Genomic DNA, 24,578 nt, shown 5'->3' on the forward strand with positions numbered 1-24,578 from the left:
CGAGCTGCTGCTCGTCTCGCTCCGCGAGCCGACGAAGGTGCCCTTCCTTGTCTGTCAGGCGAGCTCGACGAGTTCGAGGAGGTCGTCGCTCCAGGCGTCCTCGTCGCCGTCGGGGAGCAGGATCGCGCGGTCGGGCTTGAGGGCGGCGACGGCGCCGGGGTCGTGCGTGACCAGGACGATCGCGCCGGGGTAGCGGGCGATCGCGTCGAGGACCTGCTCGCGGCTGACCGGGTCGAGGTTGTTGGTGGGCTCGTCGAGCAGCAGCACGTTGGCGCCGGAGCAGACCAGGGTGGACAGGGCCAGCCGGGTCTTCTCGCCGCCGGACAGCACCCCGGCCGGTTTGTCCACATCGTCCCCGCTGAACAGGAACGCGCCCAGGATCCGGCGCAGCTCGGTGTCGGTCTGCTCCGGGGCGGCCGAGCGCATGTGGTCGAGGATGGTCCGGTCGACGTCGAGCGTCTCGTGCTCCTGGGCGTAGTAGCCCAGCCGCAGCCCGTGACCCGCCTTCACCTCGCCGGTGTCCGGCTCCAGCATGCCCGCGAGCATGCGCAGCAGCGTGGTCTTGCCGGCGCCGTTGAGGCCCAGGATGACGACCCGCGAACCGCGGTCCACCGCGACGCTGACGTCGGTGAAGATCTCCAGCGAACCGTACGACTTGGACAGTCCCTCCGCGGTCAGCGGGGTCTTGCCGCACGCGGCCGGGGTGGGGAAGCGCACCTTGGCCACCTTGTCGGCGGCGCGCACCTCGTCCAGCCCGGCGATCATCTTCTCGGCGCGCTTGGCCATGTTCTGCGCGGCGATCGTCTTGGTGGCCTTGGCCCGCAGCTTGTCGGCCTGCGCCATCAGCGCGCCGGCCTTCTTCTCCGCGTTGGCCCGCTCCCGCTTGCGGCGGCGCTCGTCGGTCTCGCGGGCTTCGAGATACGTCTTCCAGCCCATGTTGTACGAGTCGACGACCGAGCGGTTGGCGTCGAGATACCACACCTTGTTGACGACCGCCTCCAGCAGCGAGGCGTCGTGGGAGATGACGATCAGGCCGCCCTTGTGGCCCGCGAGGAAGCCGCGCAGCCAGGTGATGGAGTCGGCGTCGAGGTGGTTGGTGGGCTCGTCGAGCAGCAGGATGCCGCCGCCGGTCTCGGTCGCGTCCCGGAACAGGATGCGGGCCAGCTCCACCCGGCGGCGCTGGCCGCCGGACAGCGTGCCCAGGGTCTGCTGGAGGACCCGATCCGGCAGGCCGAGATTCGAGCAGATGCGGGCGGCCTCGGCCTCAGCGCCGTAGCCGCCGAGCGCGGAGAACTGGTCCTCCAGCTGCCCGTAGCGGCGCATGAAGCGCTCGTCGTCGGCGAGCTTCGGCTCCAGCTCCTTCATCTCGTTGCGCAGCACGTCCAGCCCGCGCGCGGACAGCACCCGGTCGCTGGCGGTGATGCCGAGGTCGCCGGTGCGCGGGTCCTGCGGCAGGTAGCCGACCGGCCCGCGGCTGTCGATCTTCCCGGCGTAGGGCGTGCCCTCGCCGGCGAGCACCTTGAGCGTGGTGGTCTTGCCCGCGCCGTTGCGCCCGACCAGACCGATGCGGTCGCCGGGCTGCACCCGCAGGGTGGTGTCCCCGAGCAGGATGCGCGCGCCCGCGCGCAGTTCCAGACCGGTGGCCGTGATCATGTAACTCTCCCAGGTCAGGGGTGGGCCACCGGGTGGCACGAGGAAGGACTGCCCATTCTACCGAGCCGCGCGCGGCAGCTCGCCTGGGCTTTACCCCGGGCCGCCCCATTTTGGGTGTGATTCACCACAAAACTGCCTACGCTGACGGACGTGAGCATCAACGAGAACGCAGAGCTCGACCCGTCACAGGTCGAGGACATGCGCGGCTCCGGCGGCGGAGGCGGCGGCGGGGGCGGCTTCCCGCCGTTCGGCGGCGGGGGCGGCGGCGGGGGTATGGGCGGCGCGGGCGCCGGCTGCCTCGCGGGCCTGCTGCCCATGCTCATGCGCAGCAAGGTCGGCATGGCCGTGCTGCTGGTCGGCGCCCTGTGCGTCGGCCTGCTCATCTGCACCGGCGGCGGCTCCAGCCTGTTCAGCGGCGTGGGCGGGCTCAACCCCGGCCAGCAGCCGGGGCAGCAGCCCGGCCCGAACGACGTCAACAGCACCGCCCTGGCCCAGCAGTGCGACCGCTCGAACCCCGACCGGTTCGACAACCCGGCCTGCCGCAACCTGCTCTACATCAACTCGGTCCAGGCGTACTGGCGCGCGGCCATGCCGCAGTATCTCGGCCAGCAGTACACGCCCGCGACGACCCGCTTCTTCACCGGCTCGGTGTCCACCGCGTGCGGCCCGGCCACGGCCGGCGTCGGCCCGTTCTACTGCCCCGGCGACAACCACGTCTACATCGACCTGAGCTTCTACGACGAGCTGGCCAACCGCTTCGGCGCGAAGGGCCAGTTCGCGCAGGCGTACGTGCTCGCCCACGAGTACGGCCACCACATCCAGACCCTGCTCGGCACCGAGGCGCAGGTGCGCCGCGCCCAGCAGCGCGACCCCGCCAACGCCAACAGGTACTCGGTCGCCATGGAGCTGCAGGCCGACTGCTACGCGGGCGTCTGGGCGAACGCGGCCGCCAAGACCACCGACGCCACCGGCCAGCCGCTGTTCAAGAGCGTCACCCAGCAGGACATCGACCAGGCCCTGGAGGCCGCGGCGGCCGTCGGCGACGACGCCATCCAGCAGAAGGCGGGCGGCCGCGTCAACCAGGAGGCCTTCACCCACGGCAGCTCCGAGCAGCGCCAGCAGTGGTTCTACCAGGGCTACTCCACCGGCGACCCCCGCCAGTGCGACACCTTCTCCCGCTGACGCTCGCCCACCACCTCGCGAAGGTCCACCGACTTGCCTGGCAGTCGGGCGTATCTTGACTCTCGATACGCCCGACTGCCAGGCAAGTTCAATGATCTTGGGGTTATGGGACCAGGTGGATGCGGACGGTGTGGGCGGTGGAGATCGCCTCGACGAGGACCGCGTGGCGGGGTTCGGGGACGTCGAGCAGGCGCTCGTGGCGCAGCGGGAGCAGGGGCGCCAGGCGCTTGTCCAGCAGGATCTCGTCGACGGTGGCGCGGTCGCCGCCGCAGACCAGGGCCGCCAGGCTGTCGGCGTACGGCAGCAGGATGCGCGCGGCGATGTCGGCGGCGTCGCGGGCGGCCCCGGCGGCCTGGTTCTCCCGGCGGCGCGCGTAGCGCTGCTGCGACCAGCCGCCCGCAGCGGTCCGCCCCTGCACGTAGAACGTGTCCACCTTGGAGCTGATCAGCTCGTCGCCGTCGGCGACCCCGACCGCGACCGCGTTGCGCCGGGCCAGCAGCAGCCCCAGCCGCCGCGGCACGGCCAGCGCCGCGAGCAGCGCGTCGATGTCGGCCACGGCGCCGATACCGGGCGGGGGGAGCAGCTCAGCGGTGTCGCCGTTGGCGGCGGACAGCTTCAGCCCGTCCTCCTCCGCGCCGTCGTGGCGGGAGTAGAAGCCGTCCAGCCAGCGGCGCAGCCGCCGCGGCTCGACGTCGGCCCAGCGCCCGCCACCGGCGGCCGGTTTCGCGACCATCAGCCCACCAGCGCGTTCAGCGCGGCGTCCACATCGGCTTCCGTGGTGTACGCGTGGAACGACGCGCGGATCCGCCCGTTGCGCACGGCCGTGCGGATGCCCGCGGCGGCCAGCTTCGCGTCGGCGCCGGGCACGTCCACGGACACGATCGCGCTGTCGCCGGGCGGCAGCCCGAGCCCGGCCCGGAACCGGTTCGCCAGGCCCACGTCGTGCGCGTGGATCGCGGCCACGCCCAGCTCCTCGATGAGCTCCAGCGCGGGCGCGGTGCCGACCCAGGGGTGCCAGGCGGGCGAGATGTCGAAGGCGCGCGCGTCCTTGGCCAGCCGCAGCGGCAGCCCGTAGTACGAGCTGTGCACGTCCTCCCCGGCGTACCAGTTCGCGGCCAGCGGCCGCATCCGCTCCCGGGCGGCGGGCGCGAGATACACGAAGCCGGTGCCGCGCGGTGACATCAGCCACTTGTACGCCCCGGTGACCACCACGTCGGCGAGCGAGCCGTCGAACGGCAGCCAGCCGCACGCCTGGGTGGCGTCGACGACCACCAGCGCACCCGCCGCGCGGGCCGCCGCGACGATCGCGGCGTAGTCGGCGACCGCCCCGTCCGACGACTGGACCAGCCCGAACGACACCACGTCCACGGAGGCGTCGATGCGCTCGGCGAGCCGCGCGAACGGCGCGGTGCGCACGGTCACGCCCCGGTCGGCGTGCACCGCGAACGGGAACACCGCCGAGGTGAACTCCAGCTCCGGCACCAGCACTGTCGCGCCGTCCGGCACCGCCGCGGCGACCGGGGCGAGCAGCTGCGACACCTGCGCGCCGATCGCGACGTCGGCCGCGTCCACGCCGATGAGGCGGGCGTACGACTGCCGGGCCCGGTCGGTGGACTCGCCCCAGCCCTCCCACGAGGTCCGCCCGCGCCGCCAGTCGGCCTGCGCGGCCTGCATGGCGTCCCAGGCCCGGTCCGGCGGCAGCCCGAAGCTGGCCGTGTTCAGGTAACCGGGCTCGACGGCGGACCAGTGCGCGGCGAAGCCGGCCGCGGGCGGAGTACTGTCCATGATTCGCAGTATTCCATCCACCCTGGGCGGAAATCGCAGGCCAATATGCAGGAGGTGGCATGGCCGGGGCAGCACGCGGGACCGGGCCGCCGGACTCGCGCTGACGGAAGCCCTGGCCGCGCGCCTGACGGCTGCCGCCGACTCGGCGCTGCTGCACCAGCTGACGTACCAGGCCGACACCGACGCCGAACGGCTGCTGCGCTACTGCGCGGACCTCGCGCCGCACCCGGACTTCTTCATCCGCAAGGCCGTCGGCTGGGCGCTGCGCGAGTACGCGAAGACCGACCCGGCAGCGGTGCGCGGGTTCGTGGCGGCGCATCCGGAGCTGTCCGGCCTGTCCCGGCGGGAAGCGCTCAAGCACCTGAGCTGACCAGGGCCCTTGTGGTACTGACGAGGGGTGGAGGAGTCCCGTTCGCTGAACCGGCTCACGGCGTTCACCGACGGGGTCGTCGCGATCGCGCTGACCCTGCTGGTGCTGCCGCTGGCCGACATCGCCCGGGACGCCCAGACCGAGCCGGTCCACCAGATCGTGCGCGAGCACGCGGGCGACTTCGCCGCGTTCGTCATGTCGTTCACGGTGGTGTCGCTGTTCTGGATGGTGCACCGGCGCATCTTCGACAACCTCGCCGACGTGGGCGAGGGCATCATGCTGCTCAACGGGCTGTGGCTGCTCGGCGTGGTGTTCCTGCCGGTGCCCACGGCGGTGCTGACCTACGAGGTGGGCCAGGGGCGCGGCGCGACCATCCTGTACATGATCAATCTGCTCTTCATCGCGGTCGCCGGGCTGCTGCTCACGCTGCGCATCCGGGACCGGCGGCCGCTGCAGCGCGACGGCCGGGAGGAGGCGGTGCAGCGCGCCGTGCGCCATGGCGTCATCACCTGCACCACGATGTCGTGCACGCTGGTCGCCGCCGTGCCGCTGGCCAACTACGCCCTGCCGCTGCTCGCGCTGCTCCCGCTGATGCAGGCCGTGGCGGAGCGGCGGGCTCGGCGCGAGCGGGAGCACCCGCACCACCGGCACCGCCCGCCGCGTCCCTAGAGAGACTTGCGCAGCAGGTCGAGCAGCTCGTTGCCGTCGGCGACCACGGCGTCGGGGGTGTGCTCGCCGGACTCCCGCGGCTCCCCCTCGGGCATGAGGATGGCCGCCCCCACCCCGGCCCGGCGCGCGCACGCGATGTCACGGTGCGGCTGGTCGCCCACGAACCAGCTGGCGGCGGCGGGCACGCCCAGCTCCCGGGCGGCGGCCCAGATCATGCTGGGGTGCGGTTTGTACACCCCGAGCTCGTCGCTGTAGATCTGGGCGGCGATCGCCCCGGTCAGCCCGAAGTCGTCGAGCGCATCGCGGTGCGCCTGCCCGCACGGGGTGTTGCTGACCACCGCCACCGGCATGCCCCGCCCGACGGTGAAGTCGAGCAGGTCGGCGATGCCGGGCCGCAGCTGCCAGTCCGTGCGCCGGGCCCACTGCCGGGTCAGGTCGGTGGCGTGTACCAGCACCGTGGCCCGGGCCACCGCGGGCCACTCGGCGGCGATCAGCTCGCCCCAGAGGTGCTCGTGGGTGATCTCCAGGCACTCCTCGTCGTCCTCCCGCAGCCGCGAGCGTGCCTGCTTGGCGCGGCCCAGCGCATCGCGGATCTGCTCCGCGGAGACCGCCCCCGCGGTGAGCCGGTGCACCCGCTGGATCAGCGCGGAGTGGCGGTCGTGGGGTGACCGTCCAGACTCGACGATCACCCCACCGAAGTCGAGCAGCAGCGCGGCGGGGGAAGGCAGCATGCGCCTACTCTGCCACGACCAGCGCCAGCGCGAGCACTGAGATCACCAGGCTGGACACCAGGGCCGTGACCAGGCGTCCGCGTGGGGTGCCGAGCACCCGGCCCACCAGCGCGCCGCCCGCCGCGACGGACAGCTGCCAGCTGGCCGAGGCGAGGAACGCCGCGATGACGAACACCGCGCCCTGTGCCCCGGTCAGGCCGTCGATGGCCTGGCCGCCGAGCACCAGCGCGCCGAAGTAGACGATGGTCATGGGGTTGAGCAGGGTCAGTCCGAGCAGCGCGAGGAACGCCCGGCCCGGCGAGTCGAGCAGCCGGGTCTCCTTGGCCCGCGCCGGATCGCGGTAGTGGCGTATCGCGCTCACCGCGGTGAACACCGCCAGGTAGAGCAGCACGGCGACCGCGACCCAGCGCAGCGGGGTGGCGATCGGCTCGATGAAGCGGGCCAGCGCCGCCCCGCCGAGCACGGCCACCAGGGCGTAGATGCCGTCCGCCGCGGCCACCCCGAGCGCGGCGGCGGCGCCGATCCGCAGCGAGGTGCGGGCGGTGAGGCTCATCAGCAGGAGCGCGATCGCGCCGACGGGCACGGCCACGCCGTACCCCGCCAGCAGACCCGCCACGAAGGCGGCGGTCACGACTGCGAGAGGCTCGCTCCGGACTCGGACCCACGCTGCTGTCGGCCCCGTCCTTCCGCCGTGGCGGACCGGGGCGCGAGGCGCAGGCAGGTATCAGTCATGCGAGCGATTCTGCTGGTCGCGCCCCGGTTCCGCGACGTGTTTTCCGGTCGATGGCTCAGGCGCCGGTGCGGTGCCGGATCCACACGTTGGGCTCGACGTACACGGCCCAGTCGTGCTCGGCGTCGTTGTGCACGGGGGTGAGCGCCTTCGGCACCAGCACCTGGCCGGTCTTGTCGAACGGCAGGCCGGTCCACTCGGCCCACTCGGCGCAGGTGCCCGGGATGACCATCGAGCGGGTGGCGATCTTCTCGATCACGCCGCCGGCCCGGACGTGCACCCGCAGCCACGGGTCCACCGGCAGTCCGTCGTCGCGCGTGCGGTACGCGTACTCCGTCATGGGTTCCAGCGGGTCCTTGGCGCCGTTGGGCCGCACCGGCGCGACCAGGTGCGCGAAGCCCAGCCGGGCGGTGTTGTCCCGCATCGCGGCCAGCATCAGCGCGGACAGGCCGGTGCCCTGCCGGTCCGGGCGCACCGAGATCTCGATCGCGGACACGATGTTCGGGGTGTCCCCCAGCGCCTTGGCCCGCATGGCCCGGCGCAGCGCCCCGTCCCAGCCGTCGATCGGCAGCTCGCCGCCCTCCGGCAGCACGAACGGCACGCTGTGCCCCTTGGCCACGATCCGGCCGGGCTCGTCCGGGTCCTCCGCGACCAGGATGTACTCGGGCCAGAGCCGGGTGCACAGCCCGTAGTACAGGTTCGAGATCGGGTCGTGCAGCATGAACTCCGGCCACGCCGTGGGCATGTCCCACAGCGCGTCTTCGAGATCGGGTCGTTCGGCAAGGGTGGCGATGCGCATGAGCGCGAGCCTCCTACGGCAGCCCGAAGGTCATCAACCGCATTATCCCGCCGCCGCTCCCCGGACCACGCCAAGATCGTCCGACTTGCCAGGCAGGTGGGCGAATCATGAGCCCGCGAACGCCCATGTGCCTGGCAAGTCGGACGATCTTGTGGCCGGACGACCAAGGGCCGGGCGGTCAAGGGCCCCGGACGCGCGAAAGGGCGCCCGGAGGGCGCCCTTTCGCGGAAGTGCTGGTCAGACGTTGAAGCCGAGGGAGCGGAGCTGGTCGCGGCCGTCGTCGGTGATCTTGTCGGGACCCCACGGCGGCAGCCACACCCAGTTGATCCGCATGTCGTTGACCAGGCCGCCGCCGGGGCCGGTGCACAGCGCGGCGCGGGTCTGCTCCTCGATCACGTCGGTGAGCGGGCAGGCGGCCGAGGTCAGCGTCATGTCCAGGGTGGCCACGTTGTCGTCGTCGACGTGCACGCCGTACACCAGGCCGAGGTCGACGACGTTGATGCCGAGCTCGGGGTCGACGACGTCCTTCATCGCCTCCCGGACGTCGTCCAGCTCCGCCTTCTTGACGGTCTTCGTCGCGACCGCGTCGGTGGTGGCCTCCGCGGCGAGCGCGGCCTCCTGCTCCGACGCGCGGGTGGTGTCGACGGCGCCCTCGGCGATGTCGGTCTCGCTCATCACACTTCCTCCTTCTCGAGGGCGACGGCCTGGGCGACCGCGTCCTTCAGCGCCATCCAGGACAGCAGGGCGCACTTGACCCGTGCGGGGTACTTGGCGACGCCGGCGAACGCGACCGCGTCCTCCAGCACCTCCTCGTCGGGCACGATCTGGCCCTTGCCGCCCATCAGCTCGACGAACGCGGCGTGCACCGCCAGCGCGTCGGCGATCTTGCGGCCGGTCACCAGCTCGTGCAGCACGCTCGCCGAGGCCTGGCTGATCGAGCAGCCCTGGCCGTCGTACGAGACGTCGCGGATGGTCTCCCCGTCCAGGGCCACCCGCAGCGTGATCTCGTCGCCGCAGGTCGGGTTCACGTGGTGCACGTCGGCGGCGTAGGGCTCACGCAGCCCCCGGCCCTTCGGGTGCTTGTAATGGTCCAGGATGATCTCCTGGTAGAGCTGGTCGAGCTGCATGGCTAGGCGAAGACCTTCCGCACCTGCTCGAGGCCGCGCACGAGCGCGTCGACCTCGTCGGTCGTCGTGTAGAGGTAGAACGAGGCTCGGGTGAGCGCCGGCACCGAGAAACGATCGCAGATCGGCCGCGCGCAGTGGTGACCGACCCGCACCTGCACCCCGAGCGAGTCGAGCACCTGCCCGACGTCGTGCGGGTGGATGCCCTTCAGCGTGAACGAGATGGTCGCGCCCCGCCCCACCGGCACCTCGGGGCCGTAGATGCGCAGGTCCGGCACGGTCGCCAGGGCGTCGAGCGCGTACGCCGTCAGCTCCTTGTCGTGCCAGGCCACCGCGTCCATGCCGATCTCGGTCAGGTAGTCGATCGCGGCGCCCAGCCCGACCGCCTGCGCGATCGGCGGGGTGCCCGCCTCGAACCGGGCCGGGGCCGGCAGGTACGTCGAGCCGGTCAGCTTCACCGTCTCGATCATCGAGCCGCCGCCCAGGAACGGGGGCATCGCGTTCAGCAGCTCCTGCCGCCCCCACAGCACGCCGATGCCGGTCGGGGCCAGCATCTTGTGCCCGGTGAACGCGATGAAGTCCACGTCGTAGTCGACGACGTCCATCGGCAGGTGCGGCACCGACTGCGAGCAGTCGAGCATGAGCAGCGCGCCCACCTCGCGCACCCGCTGGGTGATCCGGGCGGTCGCGTTGACCGTGCCGAGCACGTTGGACATGTGCACGATCGAGACGATCTTCGTACGCTCGTTGACCAGCTCTTCGAGGTTGGTCTCGTCGAGCCGGCCGCTCTCGGTGATGCCGAACCACCGCAGCGTCGCGCCGGTGCGCTGGCAGAGCAGCTGCCACGGCACGATGTTGGAGTGGTGCTCCATCTCCGAGATCACGATCTCGTCGCCGGGGCCGAGCCGGAAGCGCGGGTCGTCCGCGTGCGGGCCGAAGCCGTGCGCGACCAGGTTCAGCGCCTCGGTGGCGTTCTTGGTGAACACGATCTCGTCCGGGCTGGTCGCGCCGATGAACGCGGCGACCTTGGCGCGGGCGCCCTCGTACAGCTCGGTGGACTCGGTGCCCAGGGTGTGCACGGAGCGGGCCACGTTGGCGTTGTGCCGGGCGTAGTAGTCCGCCACGGCCTCGATCACCTGGCGCGGCTTCTGCGAGGTGTTGCCGCTGTCCAGGTACGCGAGCCGGTGACCGTTGACCTCCCGGTCCAGGATCGGGAAGTCGGCGCGCACGCGCTCCACGTCGAAGCGCGGCTTGTCGTCGTACTGCGGCATCCCGGCCGGGATGGTCAACGTCGTCATGTCCAGCTCCCTCAGGCGCCCACGGCCGCGGCGCCGGTGTAGCTCACGTAGCCCTCGGCCTCGAGCTTGTCGGCCAGCTCCGGGCCGCCCTCCTCGGCGATGCGGCCGGCCACGAACACGTGCACGAAGTCCGGCTTGATGTAGCGCAGGATCCGCGTGTAGTGCGTGATCAGCAGCACGCCGGTGTCGTTGGCGTCCTTGACCCGGTTCACGCCCTCCGACACCACGCGCAGCGCGTCGACGTCGAGGCCGGAGTCGGTCTCGTCGAGGATGGCGATCTTCGGCTTGAGCAGCTCCAGCTGCACGATCTCGTGCCGCTTCTTCTCGCCGCCGGAGAAGCCCTCGTTGACGTTGCGCTGGGCGAAGGCCGGGTCCATGCCCAGCTTCTCCATGGAGCCCTTCAGCTCGCCGGCCCAGGTGCGCAGCTTCGGCGCCTCGCCGTCGATCGCGGTCTTGGCGGTGCGCAGGAAGTTGGCCACCGAGACGCCGGGGACCTCGACCGGGTACTGCATGGCCAGGAACAGGCCGGCGCGGGCGCGCTCGTCCACGCTCATGGCGAGCACGTCCTGGCCGTCCAGGTGCACCGAGCCGCCGGTGATCTCGTACTTCGGGTGGCCCGCGATCGAGTAGGCCAGGGTCGACTTGCCGGACCCGTTCGGGCCCATGATGGCGTGGGTCTGGCCCGACTCCACGGTCAGCGTGACACCGTGCAGGATCGGCTTGAGCTCGCCCTCGGGCAGCTTCACCGACACCTGAAGGTCGCGGATCTCCAACTTGCTCATCGGGTTACTCCATTGCTTGGCGTCAGGCTGACGTAGACATCGCCGTCGCGTACTTCGACGGGGTAGACGGGGACGGGTTCGGTCGCGGGCAGCCCGGAGGGTTCGCCGGTACGAAGATCGAAACGCGATCCGTGCAGCCAGCATTCCAGGGTGCAGCCGTCGACCTCACCCTCGGACAGCGCCACCGCGGCGTGCGAGCACTCGTCGTACGCGGCGTAGAAGCCGTCGTCCTCCGCGTGCACCAGCACGATCGGGGTGCCCTCCAGGTCCACCGCGAGCGCCGCCCCCTTGGCGATCTCGTCGGCGGCACAGGCCCTCAGGAACTCGGTCACGCGCCCGCCTTCTCCAGGCGCTGCTCGATCGCCGCACCGAGCCGCTCGCGCAGCTCCTCGGCCGGGATCTTGCCGAGCAGCTCGGCGAAGAAGCCGCGCACCACGAGCTTGCGCGCCTCGGCCTCCGGGATGCCCCGGGCCATCAGGTAGAACAGCTGCTCGTCGTCGAAGCGGCCGGTCGCCGAGGCGTGGCCCGCGCCGACGATCTCGCCGGTCTCGATCTCCAGGTTGGGCACCGAGTCGGCCCGCGCGCCGTCGGACAGCAGCAGGTTCCGGTTCACCTCGTAGGTGCTGGTGCCGGTGGCCTGGTCCTGGATCAGCACGTCGCCGACCCAGACGGTGTGCGCGCCGTCGCCCTGCAGCGCGCCGCGGTAACCCACGTACGAGGTGCAGTCCGGCACCGAGTGGTCGACCAGCAGGCGGTGCTCCATGTGCTGCTCGCCGTCGGCGAAGTAGAGCCCGTACAGCTCCGCCTCGCCGCCGCGGCCGGTGTAGTCCACGCTGGTGAACTGGCGCACCAGGTTGCCGCCCAGGGTCACCTGCACGTGCACGATGCGCGCGTCGCGGCCCAGCCTGACCTTGACGTGCTGCGCCTGCACCGCGTCGGCGGCCCAGTCGGTCACCGTGACCAGGGTCAGCTTGCCGCCGTCGGCGACCGCGATCTCGACGTTGTCCGCGAGCGTGGCGTAGCCGGTCTGCTCCAGCACCAGCGTCGCCTCGGCGAACGCGCCGACCTCGACGAACATGTGGCCGAAGGTCGCCGTGTCGGCCAGACCGCCGTCGATCTGGAGGGTCACCGGCTCGGCCGGGACCGCCTCGGGCGCGAACCGCACCAGCGTCGCCGTCTCGAACGACTCGAAGGCCAGCGCGCTGATCCGGTCGAACGGCGTCAGCACGCTGCCGATCCGGGCGTCGTCGCGGCCGATGCCGGTGACCGTCACGCCCTCGGGCAGCACGCCGTGGCCGTACGCGGGCCAGTGGGCCGCCTCGTCGGCGACGTCCCCGGCGGTCATCCGGTCCAGCCCGCGCAGGCGCTTGAGCGGCGTGAAGCGCCACTCCTCCTCACGGCCGGTGAGCGCCGGGAAATCGGCGGCGTGGAACGAACGCAGCGCCTGTGACTTGGTCTTGGGCGGTGCGATTGCTTCGGTGGTCATCAGCCGACGGCGCCTTCCATCTGCAGTTCGATCAGTCGGTTCAGTTCCAGCGCGTACTCCATCGGCAGCTCCTTGGCGATGGGCTCGATGAAGCCGCGCACGATCATGGCCATCGCCTCGTCCTCGGACAGGCCCCGGCTCATCAGGTAGAAGAGCTGGTCGTCGCTGACCTTGGAGACGGTCGCCTCGTGGCCCATGGCCACGTCGTCCTCACGGATGTCGACGTACGGGTAGGTGTCGCTGCGGGAGATGGTGTCCACCAGCAGCGCGTCGCACTTGACCGTGCTCTTGCTGTGGTGCGAGCCCTCCAGCACCTGGACCAGGCCGCGGTACGAGGTCCGGCCGCCGCCGCGCGCGATCGACTTGCTGATGATCGTGCTGGACGTGTGCGGGGCCGCGTGCACCATCTTGGCGCCGGCGTCCTGGTGCTGGCCCTCACCGGCCATGGCCACCGACAGCACCTCACCCTTGGCGTGCTCGCCGACCATGAAGACCGCCGGGTACTTCATGGTGACCTTGGAGCCGATGTTGCCGTCGACCCACTCCATGGTCGCGCCCTCGTGGCACACGGCGCGCTTGGTGACCAGGTTGTAGACGTTGTTCGACCAGTTCTGGATGGTGGTGTAGCGGCAGCGCGCGTTCTTCTTCACGATGATCTCGACGACCGCGCTGTGCAGCGAGTCGGAGGAGTAGATCGGCGCGGTGCAGCCCTCGACGTAGTGCACGTACGCGCCCTCGTCGACGATGATCAGGGTCCGCTCGAACTGGCCCATGTTCTCGGTGTTGATCCGGAAGTAGGCCTGCAGCGGGATCTCCACGTTGACGCCCGGCGGCACGTAGATGAAGGAGCCGCCCGACCACACGGCGGTGTTCAGCGCGGCGAACTTGTTGTCGCCCACCGGGATGACGGTGCCGAAGTACTCCTGGAACAGCTCCGGGTGCTCGCGCAGCGCCGTGTCGGTGTCCAGGAACAGCACGCCCTGCTGCTCCAGGTCCTCGCGGATGGCGTGGTAGACGACCTCGGACTCGTACTGCGCGGCGACACCGGCCACCAGGCGCTGCTTCTCCGCCTCCGGGATGCCCAGCTTGTCGTACGTGTTCTTGATGTCCTCAGGCAGCTCCTCCCAGGAGGCCGCCTGCTTCTCGGTCGAGCGCACGAAGTACTTGATGTTGTCGAAGTCGATGTCCGACAGGTCGGCGCCCCAGCTCGGCATGGGCTTGCGGCCGAACAGGCGCAGACCCTTCAGCCGCAGCTCCAGCATCCAGTCGGCCTCGTTCTTCTTCGCCGAGATGTCGCGCACCACGGCCTCGTTGAGCCCGCGCTGCGCGTTGGCACCGGCCAGGTCCGGGTCCGCCCAGCCGTACTCGTACTTGCCCAGGCCAGCGAGCTGGTCCTCGGTCGTGGTGATCTGCTCGGTCATGAGTCCGTCCCTATCGTGGCGCGGTCGTTGATCTGAAGAAGCTGAGTACGTTTCGGCGGCTTGAGCTGCTGATCCCGGGCAAAGCCCGGAATGTGCGTGGTGCACACCCCGTCGCCGTGCGCGATCGTCGCGAGCCGCTGCACGTGCGTGCCGACCAGGCGGCCGATCACCTCGGTCTCGGCCTCGCACAGCTGCGGGAACTCGGCGGCGACGTGCGCCACCGGGCAGTGGTGCTGGCACAGCTGCCCGCCGGTCGCGATCGTGGACGCGCTCGCAGCGTAGCCCTGGGCGGTCAGCGCCCCGGCCAGCGCCTCCGCGCGGGCGAGAGGATCATCACCCGAGTCGCGTACGGCGGACTCGCAGCGCTCCTCGAGCGCGGCCACCTGAGCGGCGGCGAAGGCGGCGACCTCCTGCTGCCCGCCGCGCTCGGCGATCCAGCGCAGCGCGGCCGTGGCCAGGCCGTCATAGGCGTGCCGGCCCAGCTCGTCCCGGGCGGCGTCGGTGAGCAGGAACAGCTTGGCCGGGCGGCCCCGGCCGCGGGGCCCGCGCAGCACCTGCTCGCGGGCGGTGACCAGGCCCTCGGCGAACATCGCGTCGAGATGGCGCCGGACGCCGGCCGGGCTGAGGCCCAGCTCCTCGCCGAGCGCCGCCGCGGTGGCGGGGCCCTGGGCGAGCAGCTCGAGCACCCGATCGCGCGTGGCCGGATGGCCCGAGCGCCGATCGGATGGCTCGACGACCACCGCACCCTTTTTCACTACGCCAGTGTGACTTATTTAGTTCGACGTGCGCAAACCGCCCCCGGCGTGACACGTGACACTACGCGTGCCCGCGCTCGGCGCGCCCGGAACGCACGCCTACCATCGGTTCGTGCGAGATGTCGAGCCCGCCCCCGCCTCCCCGCTCCCCCGGCTGACCAGGCTGCTGGAGCGCGTGCCCGTGACCCGGCGGCTGCTCGACGCCGGCCCCCTCACGCAGCGCCGCCTCGCGCTCGCGGGGCTGGCGGGCAACATCGGCATCGTGATCACCGGCGGGGCGGTCCGGCTGACCGGCTCCGGCCTGGGCTGCCCCACCTGGCCCAAGTGCACCGAGGACTCGTACACCACCACCGCCGCGATGGGGATCAACGGCGCCGTCGAGTTCGGCAACCGGCTGCTCACCTTCGTGCTCGGCGCGATCGCGGTGCTGCTGGTGCTGGCCGCCTGGCGGCACCCGCGCCTGCGGGCGCTGTCGGTCGCGCTGCTGCTGGGCATCCCCGGGCAGGGCGTGGTGGGCGGCATCACCGTCCTCACCGACCTCAACCCGTACGTCGTGGGCCTGCACTTCCTGCTCTCCACCGTGATGATCGCGGGCTCGTACGCCCTCTGGCAGCGCACCGTGCCCCGCCCTGATGCCGTCCCAGGCGCGATCCGGCTGCGCGGGCTGACCTGGGCGCTGACCGCCGCGTCGGCCGTCGTGGTGGTGATCGGCGTCATCGTCACCGGCAGCGGCCCGCACGCGGGTGACGACAAGGCCCGGCGCACCGGCCTGAACGCCGAGATGATCTCGCAGCTGCACGTGGACGCCGTCTTCCTCATGCTCGGCCTCGCCGTGGCCTGCTGGTTCGCCGCCCGCGCGGTGTCCTCCCCGGCCATGGCCCGCGCGAGCGCGCTCCTGCTCGCCGTCTCGCTCGCCCAGGGCGCGATCGGCTTCGTGCAGTACTTCACCCACCTGCCCGCCGTACTGGTCGGTTTCCACATGGCCGGCGCCTGCGCGGTGTGGGTCGCCACCCTCGGCGTGGCGTGGGCGACCGGCTTCGACGCCCCCGGAGCGGCTGGGAGCGCGCCCAGCACGACCAGGCCCGAAACAGCCCGGACATTGGTCACCGTCCGGTAACCAACGGATTCCGATCCGGGCGTCAACCGGTCCCAGACCGCCCCCGGCGGCCGCCTCGCGGAGCGATGATGGCGGGGTGCCGACCTCTCTGCGCCGCGCGCCGCAGGCGCACCCCGACGACTCGCTGCCCGGCGTGGTGACCCGGGCCTTCACCACTGCCGGTGACCTGGACTACTGGGCCAGCGTCCGGCACGCCGAGAACGCCGCGCAGATCACCGAGGAGCTGGCCACCCTCGTGCGCACCGGCCGCGCCCCCATCGCCCGGGAGCCGCTCGCCCACGCCGTCGAGCTGCTGCTGACCACCCTCGACCACGCCGACGACGCCTCCGGCGCGCTGGACAACCTGCTCAGCCGCCTGCTGGCCACCCACGCCGAGGCCTGCCGCCAGGACCCGCCCGACCCCGTCGAGCTGGCCGACTGGCTGGTCACCGTGCAGTTCGACGCGGGCCGCTGGTGCCCCGTCGACATCTGGGCCTACGGCCCCGCCCTGGGCAAAGAGGGCCTGGACCACTACCGCTCCGTCGTCCGCCGCCGCTGGGCCGCCGACCCCGGCGACCTCAGCGCCCGCGACGCCGTCGAACGCCTCGCCCGCTGGGAACAGGACACCGCCACCCTCATCGAGGTCATCGGCGGCGACCTCAAACACCCCGCCCAATACGGCCGCCTAGCCCGCGCCCTGGCCGACATAAACGAACCCACCCTCGCCCGCCACTGGGCCGAACGCGGCCTCGCCGCCCACCCCGAAGACCCCCCAGGCGCCGGCCTCCGCGACTTCCTCGCCCGCACCCCCCTCTAACCCCACCCCCACCCCCTCTCCCGCGCCGATCTTGCGCGGACTGTGGGTGCGACACGCCCTTTCCGGGCATATCCCTAACATTTCGCGCAAGATCAACGTGATCTTGGCATGGTTGCGGGCGGTGGGGTTGGCGAAGATCGCGGCTTCGTGTCCAAAAGTCGGGCTGGACCCCGGGTTTGGACACGAGATGGCGATCTTCCCCGGCGAGCCGGCTGGCTGAGCCGGTCGAGCCAGTCGGCCCGGCTCAGGGCGGGGCGACGGCCGGGCGGCGGGGCGTCAGAGGAAGGAGGCCAGGGCGGTGGCGAGGCGGGCGGGAGCCTCGGCGTGGTGGAGCATGAAGACCGAGGGCTCGGTGAGTTCCAGCTCGACGAGCAGAGGGTTGCCGCGCTCGTCGGGGATGAGGTCGACGCGGGCGTAGGCCAGGCCGCCGGGCAGGGTCGCCACGACGGCCTCGCCGACGGCGAGTTCGGCGGCGGTGGGCACGCGCGGGGTGATCTCCTCCGGCTTGTACAGGGTGTCCATGCCCTCGTCGGGGCCGGTCAGCATGGGCCCCTTGCGGATGGCGTGGCTGTACACCAGTCGGCCGGTCACCGGGTCGGCGAAGAACAGCAGCGCGGTCTCGCCGTAGGAGTCCACGGCCGGCAGGTAGGGCTGCACCATGACGATCCGGCCCGCGGCCTGCAGGCGGCGCACGTGCGCGACGGCCAGGGCTCCGTCGGCGGGACCGTAACGGCCGGTGTCCCGGCTGCCCGCGCTGACGGCGGGTTTGACGACGTACTCGCCGCCGGGCGGGGTCCAGGAGTCGCCGGGGGCGAGGAACACGGTCGGGGTGACCGGCAGCCCGGCGGCGGCCAGCTCGGCGAGGTAGCGCTTGTCGGTGTTCCAGGCGACCGTCTCGGCCGGGTTCACCAGGCGGGGCACGCGGCGGGCCCAGGCCAGGAACTCGTCGCGGCGCTGCGCGTAGTCCCAGGTCGAACGCAGCGCGACCAGGTCGTACGCGGCCCAGTCGACGGACGGGTCGTCCCACACGGCGGGCTCGGCGTCGACGCCCAGCGCGGCCAGCGCGGGCAGCACCAGCTGGTCGTCGGGCTCCAGCAGCGGGATCTCGGCGCAGGTGACGATCGCGACGCGCGGACGCCGGGCGGCCGCAGCCGGAGCGGGAACGGGGCTGGAAACCAGGGCGACCCGGGCAGCTGCCCGGGTCGCGTGGTCAAGGGGTGTGCTCACAAGATCCGAATATAACCGGAGAGAGGTGAAAGAACCTCAGCGTGCCAGCGTCCGCTTGGACATGGAGCGCCAGAGGTCGTTGGTGGGCCGCATCAGCTCGATGAGCTCACGCTCCCACTCGTTCTCCACGGTGACGCCGGCCCGCTCGCAGGCGGCCCTGGCGATGTCGGTGCTCGCGGCGAACTGGTCGCCCCAGGCTCCGTCAGTGCCCACCAGCACGATGCGCGCACCACGCCGACCGACGTACTCGATGACGCCCTTCGCTCCCCCGTGCGCGCTCGCGAACTCGCGCAGGCCCGCCACGAGCGTGGCGGTGGGGTGCTCGATCGTCATCGTCGTATCTGAACCATCTGCCATGCCAAGCACCATAAGCAGAACGGGCGTCCGGCGGAGGTACTGTGAGGACCTTTTGTGATTCCTGTTACGTGATCGCAACTCTGTGATTATTGATCAAGTGTCCGAGTTCGCCCAGAAATATCACGGTCAATGCGTCGCAGAACGGACAGTGCTCAGTCAGCCGGAGTCAGCTGGCCGACACTCCGCTGCCAAATCGGGCGTGTCCTGCCCAAACAGCCAAGAACTGCTCAGATGAACACGTCGACCGCGGCGGCCACGAACACGATCGTGAGGTACGCCGTGGACCAGTGGAACAGCCGCATCGGCTTGACCGGCTCCCCCTTCATGGTGCGGCTGTACAGGCCGTGCGCCTCCAGGATGAAGAAGCCACCGCAGATCAGCGCGGGCAGCCCGTACACCGACGACATGCCCAGCGGCCACACCGCCAGCGAGGTGGCCACCGTGAGCCAGGAGTACACCACGGACTCGATCGCGACCCGGCGCGGGGTGGCGGTCACCGTGAGCATGGGGATGCCGGCGCGGGCGTAGTCGTCCTTGAACCGGATGGCCAGCGCGTAGAAGTGCGGCATCTGCCAGAAGAAGACGACGCCGAACAGCAGCCACGCCGCCGGGGCGAGCGAGCCGGTGACCGCCGCCCAGCCGATCAACACCGGCATCGCCCCGCACACGCCGCCCCAGAAGGTGTTGTGCGGGGTGGTGCGCTTCAGCCAGGCGGTGTAGATCACGTCGTAGTAGACGATCGCCGCCACCGTCAGCGCGGTGGCCGGCCAGTTGGTGAACAGCGCCATCAGCACCGTCGACGCGGCGGCCAGGGACAGGCCGAACAGCAGCGCGTGCCGCGGGGCCACCTGGTGGGTGACCAGCGGACGGCGCGAGGTGCGGCCCATCAGCGGGTCGATGTCGCGGTCGAGGTAGCAGTTGATCGCGTTGGCCGCGCCGGCCGCGAACGAGCCGCCGACCAGCACCACCAGCATCAGCCAGAGCGACGGCAGCCCCTCGGCGGCCAGCATCATCGCCGGGACGGTGGTGACCAGCAGCAGCTCGACGATGCGCGGCTTGGTGAGGGCGACGTACGCCCCCACCTTCGCCCAGCGGGCACTGCGGGCCCGCTCCTGCGCGGCACGGGCTGCCGCGCCCGGCTGGACCGGGATCGGGCTGGTGCGGGGGGACGGGAGATCTGTGGTGGCCGCGTCGGGCGACTCTGCGGCGAGCGTGCTCACCCGCTACACAGTACGGCAACGCTGGTCAAGCCCTGCGAGCGCGCCACCTCGCGCGGAATGGACGGGTTCGCACATGTGTCGTGCAGGGTATGAGTAGGGTCAACACCGACGCCGGCGACACCGTGGCCGCCCGCGCGACGATGCTTTGTACCTGCCGGAGCCCCTGGGCGTGGCGAACCTGTCCACGGCCTGGCGGTGACGGACTAGCCCGCTAGGAGTAGCACAGCTGTGACCGAGCAGTTGATCTGGTCTGACATCGACCGCCGCGCGGTGGACACCGCCCGCGTCCTGGCCATGGACGCCGTCGAGAAGGCCGGCAACGGCCACCCGGGCACCGCGATGAGCCTCGCCCCCCTCGCCTACCTCCTCTTCCAGCGGGCCATGCGGCTGGACCCCAGCGACCCCGACTGGACCGGCCGCGACCGGTTCGTGCTCTCCGCCGGGCACTCCAGCCTCACCCTCTACGTCCAGCTCTTCCTCGCCGGCTACGGCCTGGAGCTGTCGGACCTGCAGGCGCTGCGGCAGTGGGGCTCGCTGACCCCGGGCCACCCCGAGCACGGCCACACCCGCGGCGTGGAGACCACCACCGGCCCGCTGGGCCAGGGCCTGGGCAACGCGGTCGGCATGGCGATGGCCGCGCGCCGCGAGCGGGGCCTGTTCGACCCGGACGCCGCCCCCGGCACCAGCCCGTTCGACCACCACGTCTACGTGATCTGCTCGGACGGCGACATCGAGGAGGGCGTGACCCACGAGGTCTCCGCCATCGCGGGCCACCAGAAGCTGGACAACCTCATCGTCTTCTACGACGACAACGAGATCTCCATCGAGGACGACACCCGCATCGCCAAGTCCGAGGACGTCTGCGCGCGCTACGAGGCGTACGGCTGGCACGTGGAGAAGGTCGACTGGACCCACGGCAACACGGGGTATGAGGAGAACATCCCGCAGCTGTGGGCGGCGATCCAGCGCGCCAAGGCGGTCACCGACAAGCCGAGCTTCATCGCGCTGCGCACCATCATCGGCTGGCCCGCGCCGACCAAGCAGAACACCGGCAAGATCCACGGCTCGGCGGTCGGCCCGAACGAGGCCGCCGCGGTCAAGGAGGTGCTGGGCTTCGACCCCTCGGTCGCGTTCCCGGTCGAGGACGAGGTGATCAAGCACACGCGTGCCGTGGCCGAGCGTGGCCGCGTGCTGCACGCGCAGTGGAAGGACTCGTTCCAGGACTGGGCCAAGGCCAACCCGGAGCGGGTGGCGCTGTTCGACCGGATGAAGACCCGGACCCTGCCGGAGGGCTGGGAGGACGCGCTGCCCAGCTTCCCGGCCGACGCCAAGGGCGTGGCCACCCGCGCCGCCTCCGGCCAGGTGCTCAACGCGCTGGCCCCGGTGCTGCCGGAGCTGTGGGGCGGCTCGGCCGACCTGGCCGAGAGCAACAACACCACCATGAAGGGCGAGCCGTCGTTCGTCCCGGCGGAGTACGCCACCAAGGAGTTCCCCGGCCACGAGTTCGGCCGCACGCTGCACTTCGGCATCCGCGAGCACGGCATGGGCTCGATCATGAACGGCATCGCGCTGCACGGCGGCACCCGCGTCTACGGCGGCACGTTCCTGGTGTTCAGCGACTACATGCGCCCGCCGGTGCGGCTGGCCGCGCTGATGCAGCTGCCGGTGACCTACGTCTGGACGCACGACTCGATCGGCCTCGGCGAGGACGGCCCGACCCACCAGCCGGTGGAGCAGCTGACCGCGCTGCGCGCCATCCCGGGCCTGGACGTGGTCCGCCCGGCCGACGCCAACGAGACGTCGCACGCGTGGCGCATGGCGCTGCGGCACAGCGACCGCCCGACCGCGCTGGCGCTGACCCGCCAGGCGATCCCGGTGCTCGACCCGGCCAAGGCGACCGCCGACGCGTTCGCCCGCGGCGGCTACGTGCTGGAGGAGGCGTCGTCGGGCACCCCGCAGGTGATCCTCATCGCCACCGGCTCCGAGGTGTCGCTGGCGCTGGCCGCCCGCGAGCAGCTGGAGGCCGCCGGCACGCCCACCCGGGTCGTGTCGATGCCCTGCCAGGAGTGGTTCCGGCAGCAGGACGCGGCCTACCGCGAGTCGGTGCTGCCGGCCGCGGTCAAGGCGCGGGTCAGCGTCGAGGCCGGCATCGCCATGTCGTGGCGTGACCTGGTCGGCGACGCGGGCGAGTCGGTGAGCCTGGAGCACTACGGCGCCTCCGCGCCGTACCAGACCCTGTTCGAGAAGTTCGGTTTCACCCCGGAGGCGGTCGCCGACGCGGCCCGCCGCTCCCTCGCGAAGGCAGGTGCGTGAACGACATGACGGAACCACTGGGCGAGCTGTCCGCCGCGGGCGTCGCGGTATGGCTCGACGACATCTCCCGGGAGCGGCTGACCGAGGGCGGCTCCCACACCGCGCTGACCAAGCTGCGTGACGAGTCGCACGTGGTCGGCGTCACCAGCAACCCGACCATCTTCGCCGGGGCGCTGGCCGGCAGCGACGACTACGACGCGCAGCTGCACGAGCTGAAGGTGCGCGGCGTCTCGGTCGACGAGGCGGTGCGCATGCTCACCACGTACGACATCCGGTGGGCGTGTGACGTGATGCGGCCGGTCTACGACGCCACCGACGGCGTGGACGGCCGGGTCTCGATCGAGGTCGACCCGCGGCTGGCCGACCAGACCGAGCCGACCATCGCCGAGGCCAAGCAGCTGTGGTGGCTGGTCGACCGGCCCAACCTGTTCATCAAGATCCCGGCGACCCTGGCCGGCCTGCCCGCGATCACCGCGGCGCTGGCCGCCGGCATCAGCGTCAACGTGACGCTGATCTTCTCGCTGGAGCGCTACCGCGCGGTGATGGACGCCTGGCTGGAGGGCCTGGAGCAGGCCAAGGCCAACGGGCATGACCTGTCGAAGATCGAGTCGGTGGCGTCGTTCTTCGTGTCGCGCTTCGACACCGAGATCGACAAGCGGCTGGAGAAGATCGGCACTCCGGACGCGCTGGCGCTGCGCGGGCAGGCCGCGGTGGCCAACGCCCGCCTGGCGTACGGCGCGCACCTGGAGGTCGTGGGCGGCCAGCGCTGGGCGGCGCTCAAGGCGGCCGGGGCGCGCCCGCAGCGGCCGCTGTGGGCCTCCACCGGCACCAAGAACGCGGCCTACCCCGACACGCTCTACGTCGAGCAGCTGATCGCGCCGAACACGGTCAACACCATGCCGGAGAAGACCATGCAGGCCTTCGCCGACCACGGCAAGGTGCCCGGCGACACCGTCACCGGCAACCTGCAGTCGGCCGAGATGACCCTCGACGCGCTGCGCGAGGTCGGCGTCGACTACGACGACGTCGTCGAGTTCCTGGAGCGCGACGGCGTGGCCAAGTTCGACGCCAGCTGGAAAGAGCTCCTCGAGGGCGTACAGGCGAAACTGGAGCAGGCGTGACGCAGGAGATGTCTGTTGGGGGCGGGCTGACCGTCAGGGTCTCCCGCGAGATCGCGGCCGAGGCGGAGCCGGTGCTGGCCGAGCTGCTGACCGACGGCGTGCCCGCCAAGCTCGCGGCCAAGGACGCCATGCTGTGGGGTCCGGCCGCCGAGCCCGAGGCGTCGATCCGGCTGGGCTGGGTGGACACGTTCGAGCGCAGCCGGGCGCTGCTGCCGCAGCTCGCCGCGCTGCGCGACGAGCTGGGCGAGCTGGACCACGTGGTGCTGGCCGGCATGGGCGGCTCCTCGCTGGCCCCGGAGGTGATCTCCCTCACGGTGGGCAAGCAGCTCACCGTGCTGGACACCACCGACCCGGGCCAGGTGGCCGCGGCGCTGCGCGACCGGCTGGACCGCACCGTGGTGGTGGTGTCCAGCAAGTCGGGCGGCACCGTCGAGACCGACAGCCACCGCCGGGCGTACTGGCAGGCGTTCCTCGACGCGGGCCTGAGCCCGGCCGAGGCGGGCCGCCGGTTCGTCGTGGTCACCGACCCGGGCTCGCCGCTGGAGGCGACCGCCCGCGAGATGGGCGCCTCGGTGATCCTGGCCGACGCCGACGTGGGCGGGCGCTACTCCGCGCTGACCGCGTTCGGCCTGGTGCCCACGGCGCTGGCCGGGGTCGACGTGGCCGAGCTGCTGGACCAGGCCGAGTGGTTCGCGAGCACGCTGACCGAGGACCTCGACAACCCGGCGTTCCTGCTCGGCGCGGCGATGGGCGCGGCGGCCCGCAACGGCCGCGACAAGCTCGCGCTGGTGGACGACGGCAGCGGCATCACCGGCCTGGGCGACTGGGCCGAGCAGCTCATCGCCGAGTCCACCGGCAAGGAGGGCAAGGGCGTCCTGCCGGTCGTCGTGGAGACCCCGACCAGCGCCGGCGCGACCGGCGAGGACGTGCTGACCGCCACGGTCGGCGGGGCGCTGGGCGTCGGCGAGATCCCTGGCAGCGGCGTGGTCCCGCACGTCTCGGTCAACGGGGCGCTGGGCGCGCAGTTCCTGTGCTGGGAGGTCGCCACCGCGGTGGCCGGGCGGGTGCTCGGCATCAACCCGTTCGACCAGCCCAACGTCACCGAGTCGAAGCAGAACACCGCCAAGATCCTCGAAGAGGGGCTGCCCGCGGCGGCGCCGTCGTTCACCGAGGGCGACATCGTCGGGTACGGCGCCGGGGGCTCCGTCGAGGAGGCCCTGCGCGCCCTGCTGGACGCCGCGGGCGGGCACGGCTACGTCGCGATCATGGCGTACCTGGACCGGTTCGCCGACGCCGACACCGCCAGGCTGCGCGAGCTGCTGGCCGCCGCGAGCGGCCGCCCGGTCACCTTCGGCTGGGGCCCGCGCTTCCTGCACTCGACCGGCCAGTACCACAAGGGCGGCCCGCAGTCCGGCGCGTTCCTGCAGATCACCGGCGAGGTTGCCGAGGATCTGCCGGTGCCGGGCAGGCCGTACACGTTCGGGCAACTGCAGGCGGCGCAGGCCGGCGGGGACCGGCAGGCGCTGGCGGGGCGCGACCGCCCGCTGCTGCACCTGCACCTCACCGACCGCGCCAAGGGCATCGCCCAGCTGCTCGACGCGGCCGCCCGCCTGGCCCCCCACAAGGAAGGGTGACGTCACGT

The 24,578-nt window shown here is 71.7% G+C and carries 25 protein-coding genes; 8 read left to right on the forward strand and 17 right to left on the reverse strand.

Annotated features, from left to right (window positions below; genetic code table 11):
• Positions 1 to 54 precede the first annotated feature (54 nt).
• Complete coding sequence (locus CS0771_RS35650; protein WP_212845086.1) at positions 55 to 1,653, reverse strand: ABC-F family ATP-binding cassette domain-containing protein; 1,599 nt, start codon at positions 1,651 to 1,653, stop codon at positions 55 to 57.
• Between the two features lie 150 nt (positions 1,654 to 1,803).
• Between CS0771_RS35650 and CS0771_RS35655 the strand changes: the two genes are divergently transcribed.
• A complete protein-coding gene (locus tag CS0771_RS35655) occupies positions 1,804 to 2,835 on the forward strand; it encodes a neutral zinc metallopeptidase (RefSeq protein WP_212845087.1) in 1,032 nt (343 codons plus the stop codon).
• Positions 2,836 to 2,938: 103 nt separating this feature from the next.
• Here CS0771_RS35655 and CS0771_RS35660 read toward each other — a convergent pair whose 3' ends face one another.
• The gene (locus tag CS0771_RS35660) at positions 2,939 to 3,571 is read right to left on the reverse strand and encodes an acVLRF1 family peptidyl-tRNA hydrolase (RefSeq protein ID WP_256442890.1); all 633 of its coding nucleotides are present in this window, start codon (positions 3,569 to 3,571) and stop codon (positions 2,939 to 2,941) included.
• A complete protein-coding gene (locus tag CS0771_RS35665; protein WP_212845089.1) occupies positions 3,568 to 4,620 on the reverse strand; it encodes an aminotransferase class V-fold PLP-dependent enzyme in 1,053 nt (350 codons plus the stop codon). Before CS0771_RS35665 ends, CS0771_RS35660 begins: the two co-directional genes overlap by 4 nt.
• Between CS0771_RS35665 and CS0771_RS35670 the strand changes: the two genes are divergently transcribed.
• Both CS0771_RS35670 and CS0771_RS35675 read left to right on the forward strand, forming a co-directional pair.
• Positions 4,619 to 4,990 (forward strand): DNA alkylation repair protein, encoded by a 372-nt coding sequence (locus CS0771_RS35670; RefSeq protein WP_212845090.1) that lies wholly within the window; start codon positions 4,619 to 4,621, stop codon positions 4,988 to 4,990. The two genes, CS0771_RS35665 and CS0771_RS35670, sit on opposite strands and share 2 nt — an antisense overlap.
• A gap of 27 nt (positions 4,991 to 5,017) precedes the next feature.
• On the forward strand, positions 5,018 to 5,659 hold the full coding sequence (locus tag CS0771_RS35675; protein WP_212845091.1) for a TMEM175 family protein: 642 nt from the start codon (positions 5,018 to 5,020) through the stop codon (positions 5,657 to 5,659).
• On the opposite strand, the gene CS0771_RS35680 is transcribed toward CS0771_RS35675, so the two are convergent.
• The 11 genes from CS0771_RS35680 to CS0771_RS35730 all read right to left on the reverse strand — a co-directional run bounded on the left by CS0771_RS35680 (position 5,656) and on the right by CS0771_RS35730 (position 14,785).
• Positions 5,656 to 6,390 carry an HAD family hydrolase gene (locus tag CS0771_RS35680; RefSeq protein ID WP_212845092.1) on the reverse strand — a complete coding sequence of 245 codons (735 nt, stop codon included), beginning with the start codon at positions 6,388 to 6,390 and terminating at the stop codon, positions 5,656 to 5,658. The two genes, CS0771_RS35675 and CS0771_RS35680, sit on opposite strands and share 4 nt — an antisense overlap.
• Before the next feature lie 4 nt (positions 6,391 to 6,394).
• Positions 6,395 to 7,021: a LysE family transporter gene (locus CS0771_RS35685; RefSeq protein WP_212845093.1), complete on the reverse strand. Its 627-nt coding sequence runs from the start codon at positions 7,019 to 7,021 to the stop codon at positions 6,395 to 6,397.
• Between the two features lie 157 nt (positions 7,022 to 7,178).
• Positions 7,179 to 7,919, reverse strand: a complete 741-nt coding sequence (locus CS0771_RS35690) for an N-acetyltransferase (protein WP_212845094.1) — start codon at positions 7,917 to 7,919, stop codon at positions 7,179 to 7,181.
• 237 nt (positions 7,920 to 8,156) lie between these two features.
• Complete coding sequence (locus tag CS0771_RS35695) at positions 8,157 to 8,594, reverse strand: metal-sulfur cluster assembly factor (protein WP_244871229.1); 438 nt, start codon at positions 8,592 to 8,594, stop codon at positions 8,157 to 8,159.
• Positions 8,594 to 9,046 (reverse strand): Fe-S cluster assembly sulfur transfer protein SufU, encoded by a 453-nt coding sequence (gene sufU / locus CS0771_RS35700; protein ID WP_212845095.1) that lies wholly within the window; start codon positions 9,044 to 9,046, stop codon positions 8,594 to 8,596. Before sufU ends, CS0771_RS35695 begins: the two co-directional genes overlap by 1 nt.
• Before the next feature lie 2 nt (positions 9,047 to 9,048).
• The gene (locus CS0771_RS35705) at positions 9,049 to 10,341 is read right to left on the reverse strand and encodes a cysteine desulfurase (RefSeq protein WP_212845096.1); all 1,293 of its coding nucleotides are present in this window, start codon (positions 10,339 to 10,341) and stop codon (positions 9,049 to 9,051) included.
• A gap of 11 nt (positions 10,342 to 10,352) precedes the next feature.
• Positions 10,353 to 11,123, reverse strand: a complete 771-nt coding sequence (gene sufC / locus CS0771_RS35710; RefSeq protein WP_203741333.1) for a Fe-S cluster assembly ATPase SufC — start codon at positions 11,121 to 11,123, stop codon at positions 10,353 to 10,355.
• Positions 11,120 to 11,443: a non-heme iron oxygenase ferredoxin subunit gene (locus CS0771_RS35715; protein WP_212846228.1), complete on the reverse strand. Its 324-nt coding sequence runs from the start codon at positions 11,441 to 11,443 to the stop codon at positions 11,120 to 11,122. The genes sufC and CS0771_RS35715 overlap by 4 nt, the downstream gene beginning before the upstream one ends.
• A gap of 8 nt (positions 11,444 to 11,451) precedes the next feature.
• A complete protein-coding gene (gene sufD / locus CS0771_RS35720; protein ID WP_212845097.1) occupies positions 11,452 to 12,609 on the reverse strand; it encodes a Fe-S cluster assembly protein SufD in 1,158 nt (385 codons plus the stop codon).
• Positions 12,609 to 14,030: a Fe-S cluster assembly protein SufB gene (gene sufB / locus CS0771_RS35725; RefSeq protein ID WP_212845098.1), complete on the reverse strand. Its 1,422-nt coding sequence runs from the start codon at positions 14,028 to 14,030 to the stop codon at positions 12,609 to 12,611. The genes sufD and sufB overlap by 1 nt, the downstream gene beginning before the upstream one ends.
• Positions 14,027 to 14,785, reverse strand: a complete 759-nt coding sequence (locus CS0771_RS35730) for a metalloregulator ArsR/SmtB family transcription factor (RefSeq protein WP_244871231.1) — start codon at positions 14,783 to 14,785, stop codon at positions 14,027 to 14,029. The genes sufB and CS0771_RS35730 overlap by 4 nt, the downstream gene beginning before the upstream one ends.
• Before the next feature lie 166 nt (positions 14,786 to 14,951).
• Here CS0771_RS35730 and CS0771_RS35735 point away from each other — a divergent pair, with 166 nt between their 5' ends.
• Both CS0771_RS35735 and CS0771_RS35740 read left to right on the forward strand, forming a co-directional pair.
• Positions 14,952 to 15,902: a heme A synthase gene (locus CS0771_RS35735; RefSeq protein WP_371821603.1), complete on the forward strand. Its 951-nt coding sequence runs from the start codon at positions 14,952 to 14,954 to the stop codon at positions 15,900 to 15,902.
• A gap of 76 nt (positions 15,903 to 15,978) precedes the next feature.
• Complete coding sequence (locus CS0771_RS35740) at positions 15,979 to 16,698, forward strand: hypothetical protein (protein WP_212845099.1); 720 nt, start codon at positions 15,979 to 15,981, stop codon at positions 16,696 to 16,698.
• Between the two features lie 276 nt (positions 16,699 to 16,974).
• Here CS0771_RS35740 and CS0771_RS35745 read toward each other — a convergent pair whose 3' ends face one another.
• The 3 genes from CS0771_RS35745 to CS0771_RS35755 all read right to left on the reverse strand — a co-directional run bounded on the left by CS0771_RS35745 (position 16,975) and on the right by CS0771_RS35755 (position 19,364).
• A complete protein-coding gene (locus CS0771_RS35745) occupies positions 16,975 to 17,877 on the reverse strand; it encodes a RimK family alpha-L-glutamate ligase (protein ID WP_212846231.1) in 903 nt (300 codons plus the stop codon).
• An 84-nt stretch (positions 17,878 to 17,961) separates the two neighbouring features.
• Positions 17,962 to 18,282 (reverse strand): hypothetical protein, encoded by a 321-nt coding sequence (locus CS0771_RS35750; RefSeq protein ID WP_203741325.1) that lies wholly within the window; start codon positions 18,280 to 18,282, stop codon positions 17,962 to 17,964.
• Between the two features lie 227 nt (positions 18,283 to 18,509).
• A complete protein-coding gene (locus CS0771_RS35755; RefSeq protein ID WP_244871444.1) occupies positions 18,510 to 19,364 on the reverse strand; it encodes a heme o synthase in 855 nt (284 codons plus the stop codon).
• Between the two features lie 432 nt (positions 19,365 to 19,796).
• Here CS0771_RS35755 and tkt point away from each other — a divergent pair, with 432 nt between their 5' ends.
• From tkt to CS0771_RS35770, 3 genes are read left to right on the forward strand one after another with little or no spacing between them, the layout of a single operon-like run.
• Positions 19,797 to 21,815 (forward strand): transketolase, encoded by a 2,019-nt coding sequence (gene tkt, locus CS0771_RS35760; RefSeq protein WP_244871445.1) that lies wholly within the window; start codon positions 19,797 to 19,799, stop codon positions 21,813 to 21,815.
• Between the two features lie 5 nt (positions 21,816 to 21,820).
• Complete coding sequence (tal, locus tag CS0771_RS35765; protein ID WP_212845101.1) at positions 21,821 to 22,936, forward strand: transaldolase; 1,116 nt, start codon at positions 21,821 to 21,823, stop codon at positions 22,934 to 22,936.
• Positions 22,937 to 22,944: 8 nt separating this feature from the next.
• Positions 22,945 to 24,570, forward strand: coding sequence for a glucose-6-phosphate isomerase (locus tag CS0771_RS35770; protein WP_212846233.1), 1,626 nt, complete (start codon positions 22,945 to 22,947; stop codon positions 24,568 to 24,570).
• The last annotated feature ends 8 nt before the right edge of the window (positions 24,571 to 24,578 follow it).

Source organism: Catellatospora sp. IY07-71 (assembly GCF_018326265.1).
Lineage (GTDB): Bacteria > Actinomycetota > Actinomycetes > Mycobacteriales > Micromonosporaceae > Catellatospora.

Coding starts and splice junctions, on each gene's coding strand:
- CS0771_RS35650 (WP_212845086.1), bottom strand. CDS start 1,653: ATGATCACGGCCACCGGTCTGGAACTGCGCGCGGGCGCGCGCATCCTG.
- CS0771_RS35670 (WP_212845090.1), top strand. CDS start 4,619: ATGATTCGCAGTATTCCATCCACCCTGGGCGGAAATCGCAGGCCAATA.
- CS0771_RS35665 (WP_212845089.1), bottom strand. CDS start 4,620: ATGGACAGTACTCCGCCCGCGGCCGGCTTCGCCGCGCACTGGTCCGCC.
- CS0771_RS35680 (WP_212845092.1), bottom strand. CDS start 6,390: ATGCTGCCTTCCCCCGCCGCGCTGCTGCTCGACTTCGGTGGGGTGATC.
- CS0771_RS35690 (WP_212845094.1), bottom strand. CDS start 7,919: ATGCGCATCGCCACCCTTGCCGAACGACCCGATCTCGAAGACGCGCTG.
- CS0771_RS35695 (WP_244871229.1), bottom strand. CDS start 8,594: ATGAGCGAGACCGACATCGCCGAGGGCGCCGTCGACACCACCCGCGCG.
- sufU (WP_212845095.1), bottom strand. CDS start 9,046: ATGCAGCTCGACCAGCTCTACCAGGAGATCATCCTGGACCATTACAAG.
- CS0771_RS35705 (WP_212845096.1), bottom strand. CDS start 10,341: ATGACGACGTTGACCATCCCGGCCGGGATGCCGCAGTACGACGACAAG.
- sufC (WP_203741333.1), bottom strand. CDS start 11,123: ATGAGCAAGTTGGAGATCCGCGACCTTCAGGTGTCGGTGAAGCTGCCC.
- sufD (WP_212845097.1), bottom strand. CDS start 12,609: ATGACCACCGAAGCAATCGCACCGCCCAAGACCAAGTCACAGGCGCTG.
- sufB (WP_212845098.1), bottom strand. CDS start 14,030: ATGACCGAGCAGATCACCACGACCGAGGACCAGCTCGCTGGCCTGGGC.
- CS0771_RS35750 (WP_203741325.1), bottom strand. CDS start 18,282: ATGGCAGATGGTTCAGATACGACGATGACGATCGAGCACCCCACCGCC.
- tkt (WP_244871445.1), top strand. CDS start 19,797: ATGGACGCCGTCGAGAAGGCCGGCAACGGCCACCCGGGCACCGCGATG.
- tal (WP_212845101.1), top strand. CDS start 21,821: ATGACGGAACCACTGGGCGAGCTGTCCGCCGCGGGCGTCGCGGTATGG.
- CS0771_RS35770 (WP_212846233.1), top strand. CDS start 22,945: ATGTCTGTTGGGGGCGGGCTGACCGTCAGGGTCTCCCGCGAGATCGCG.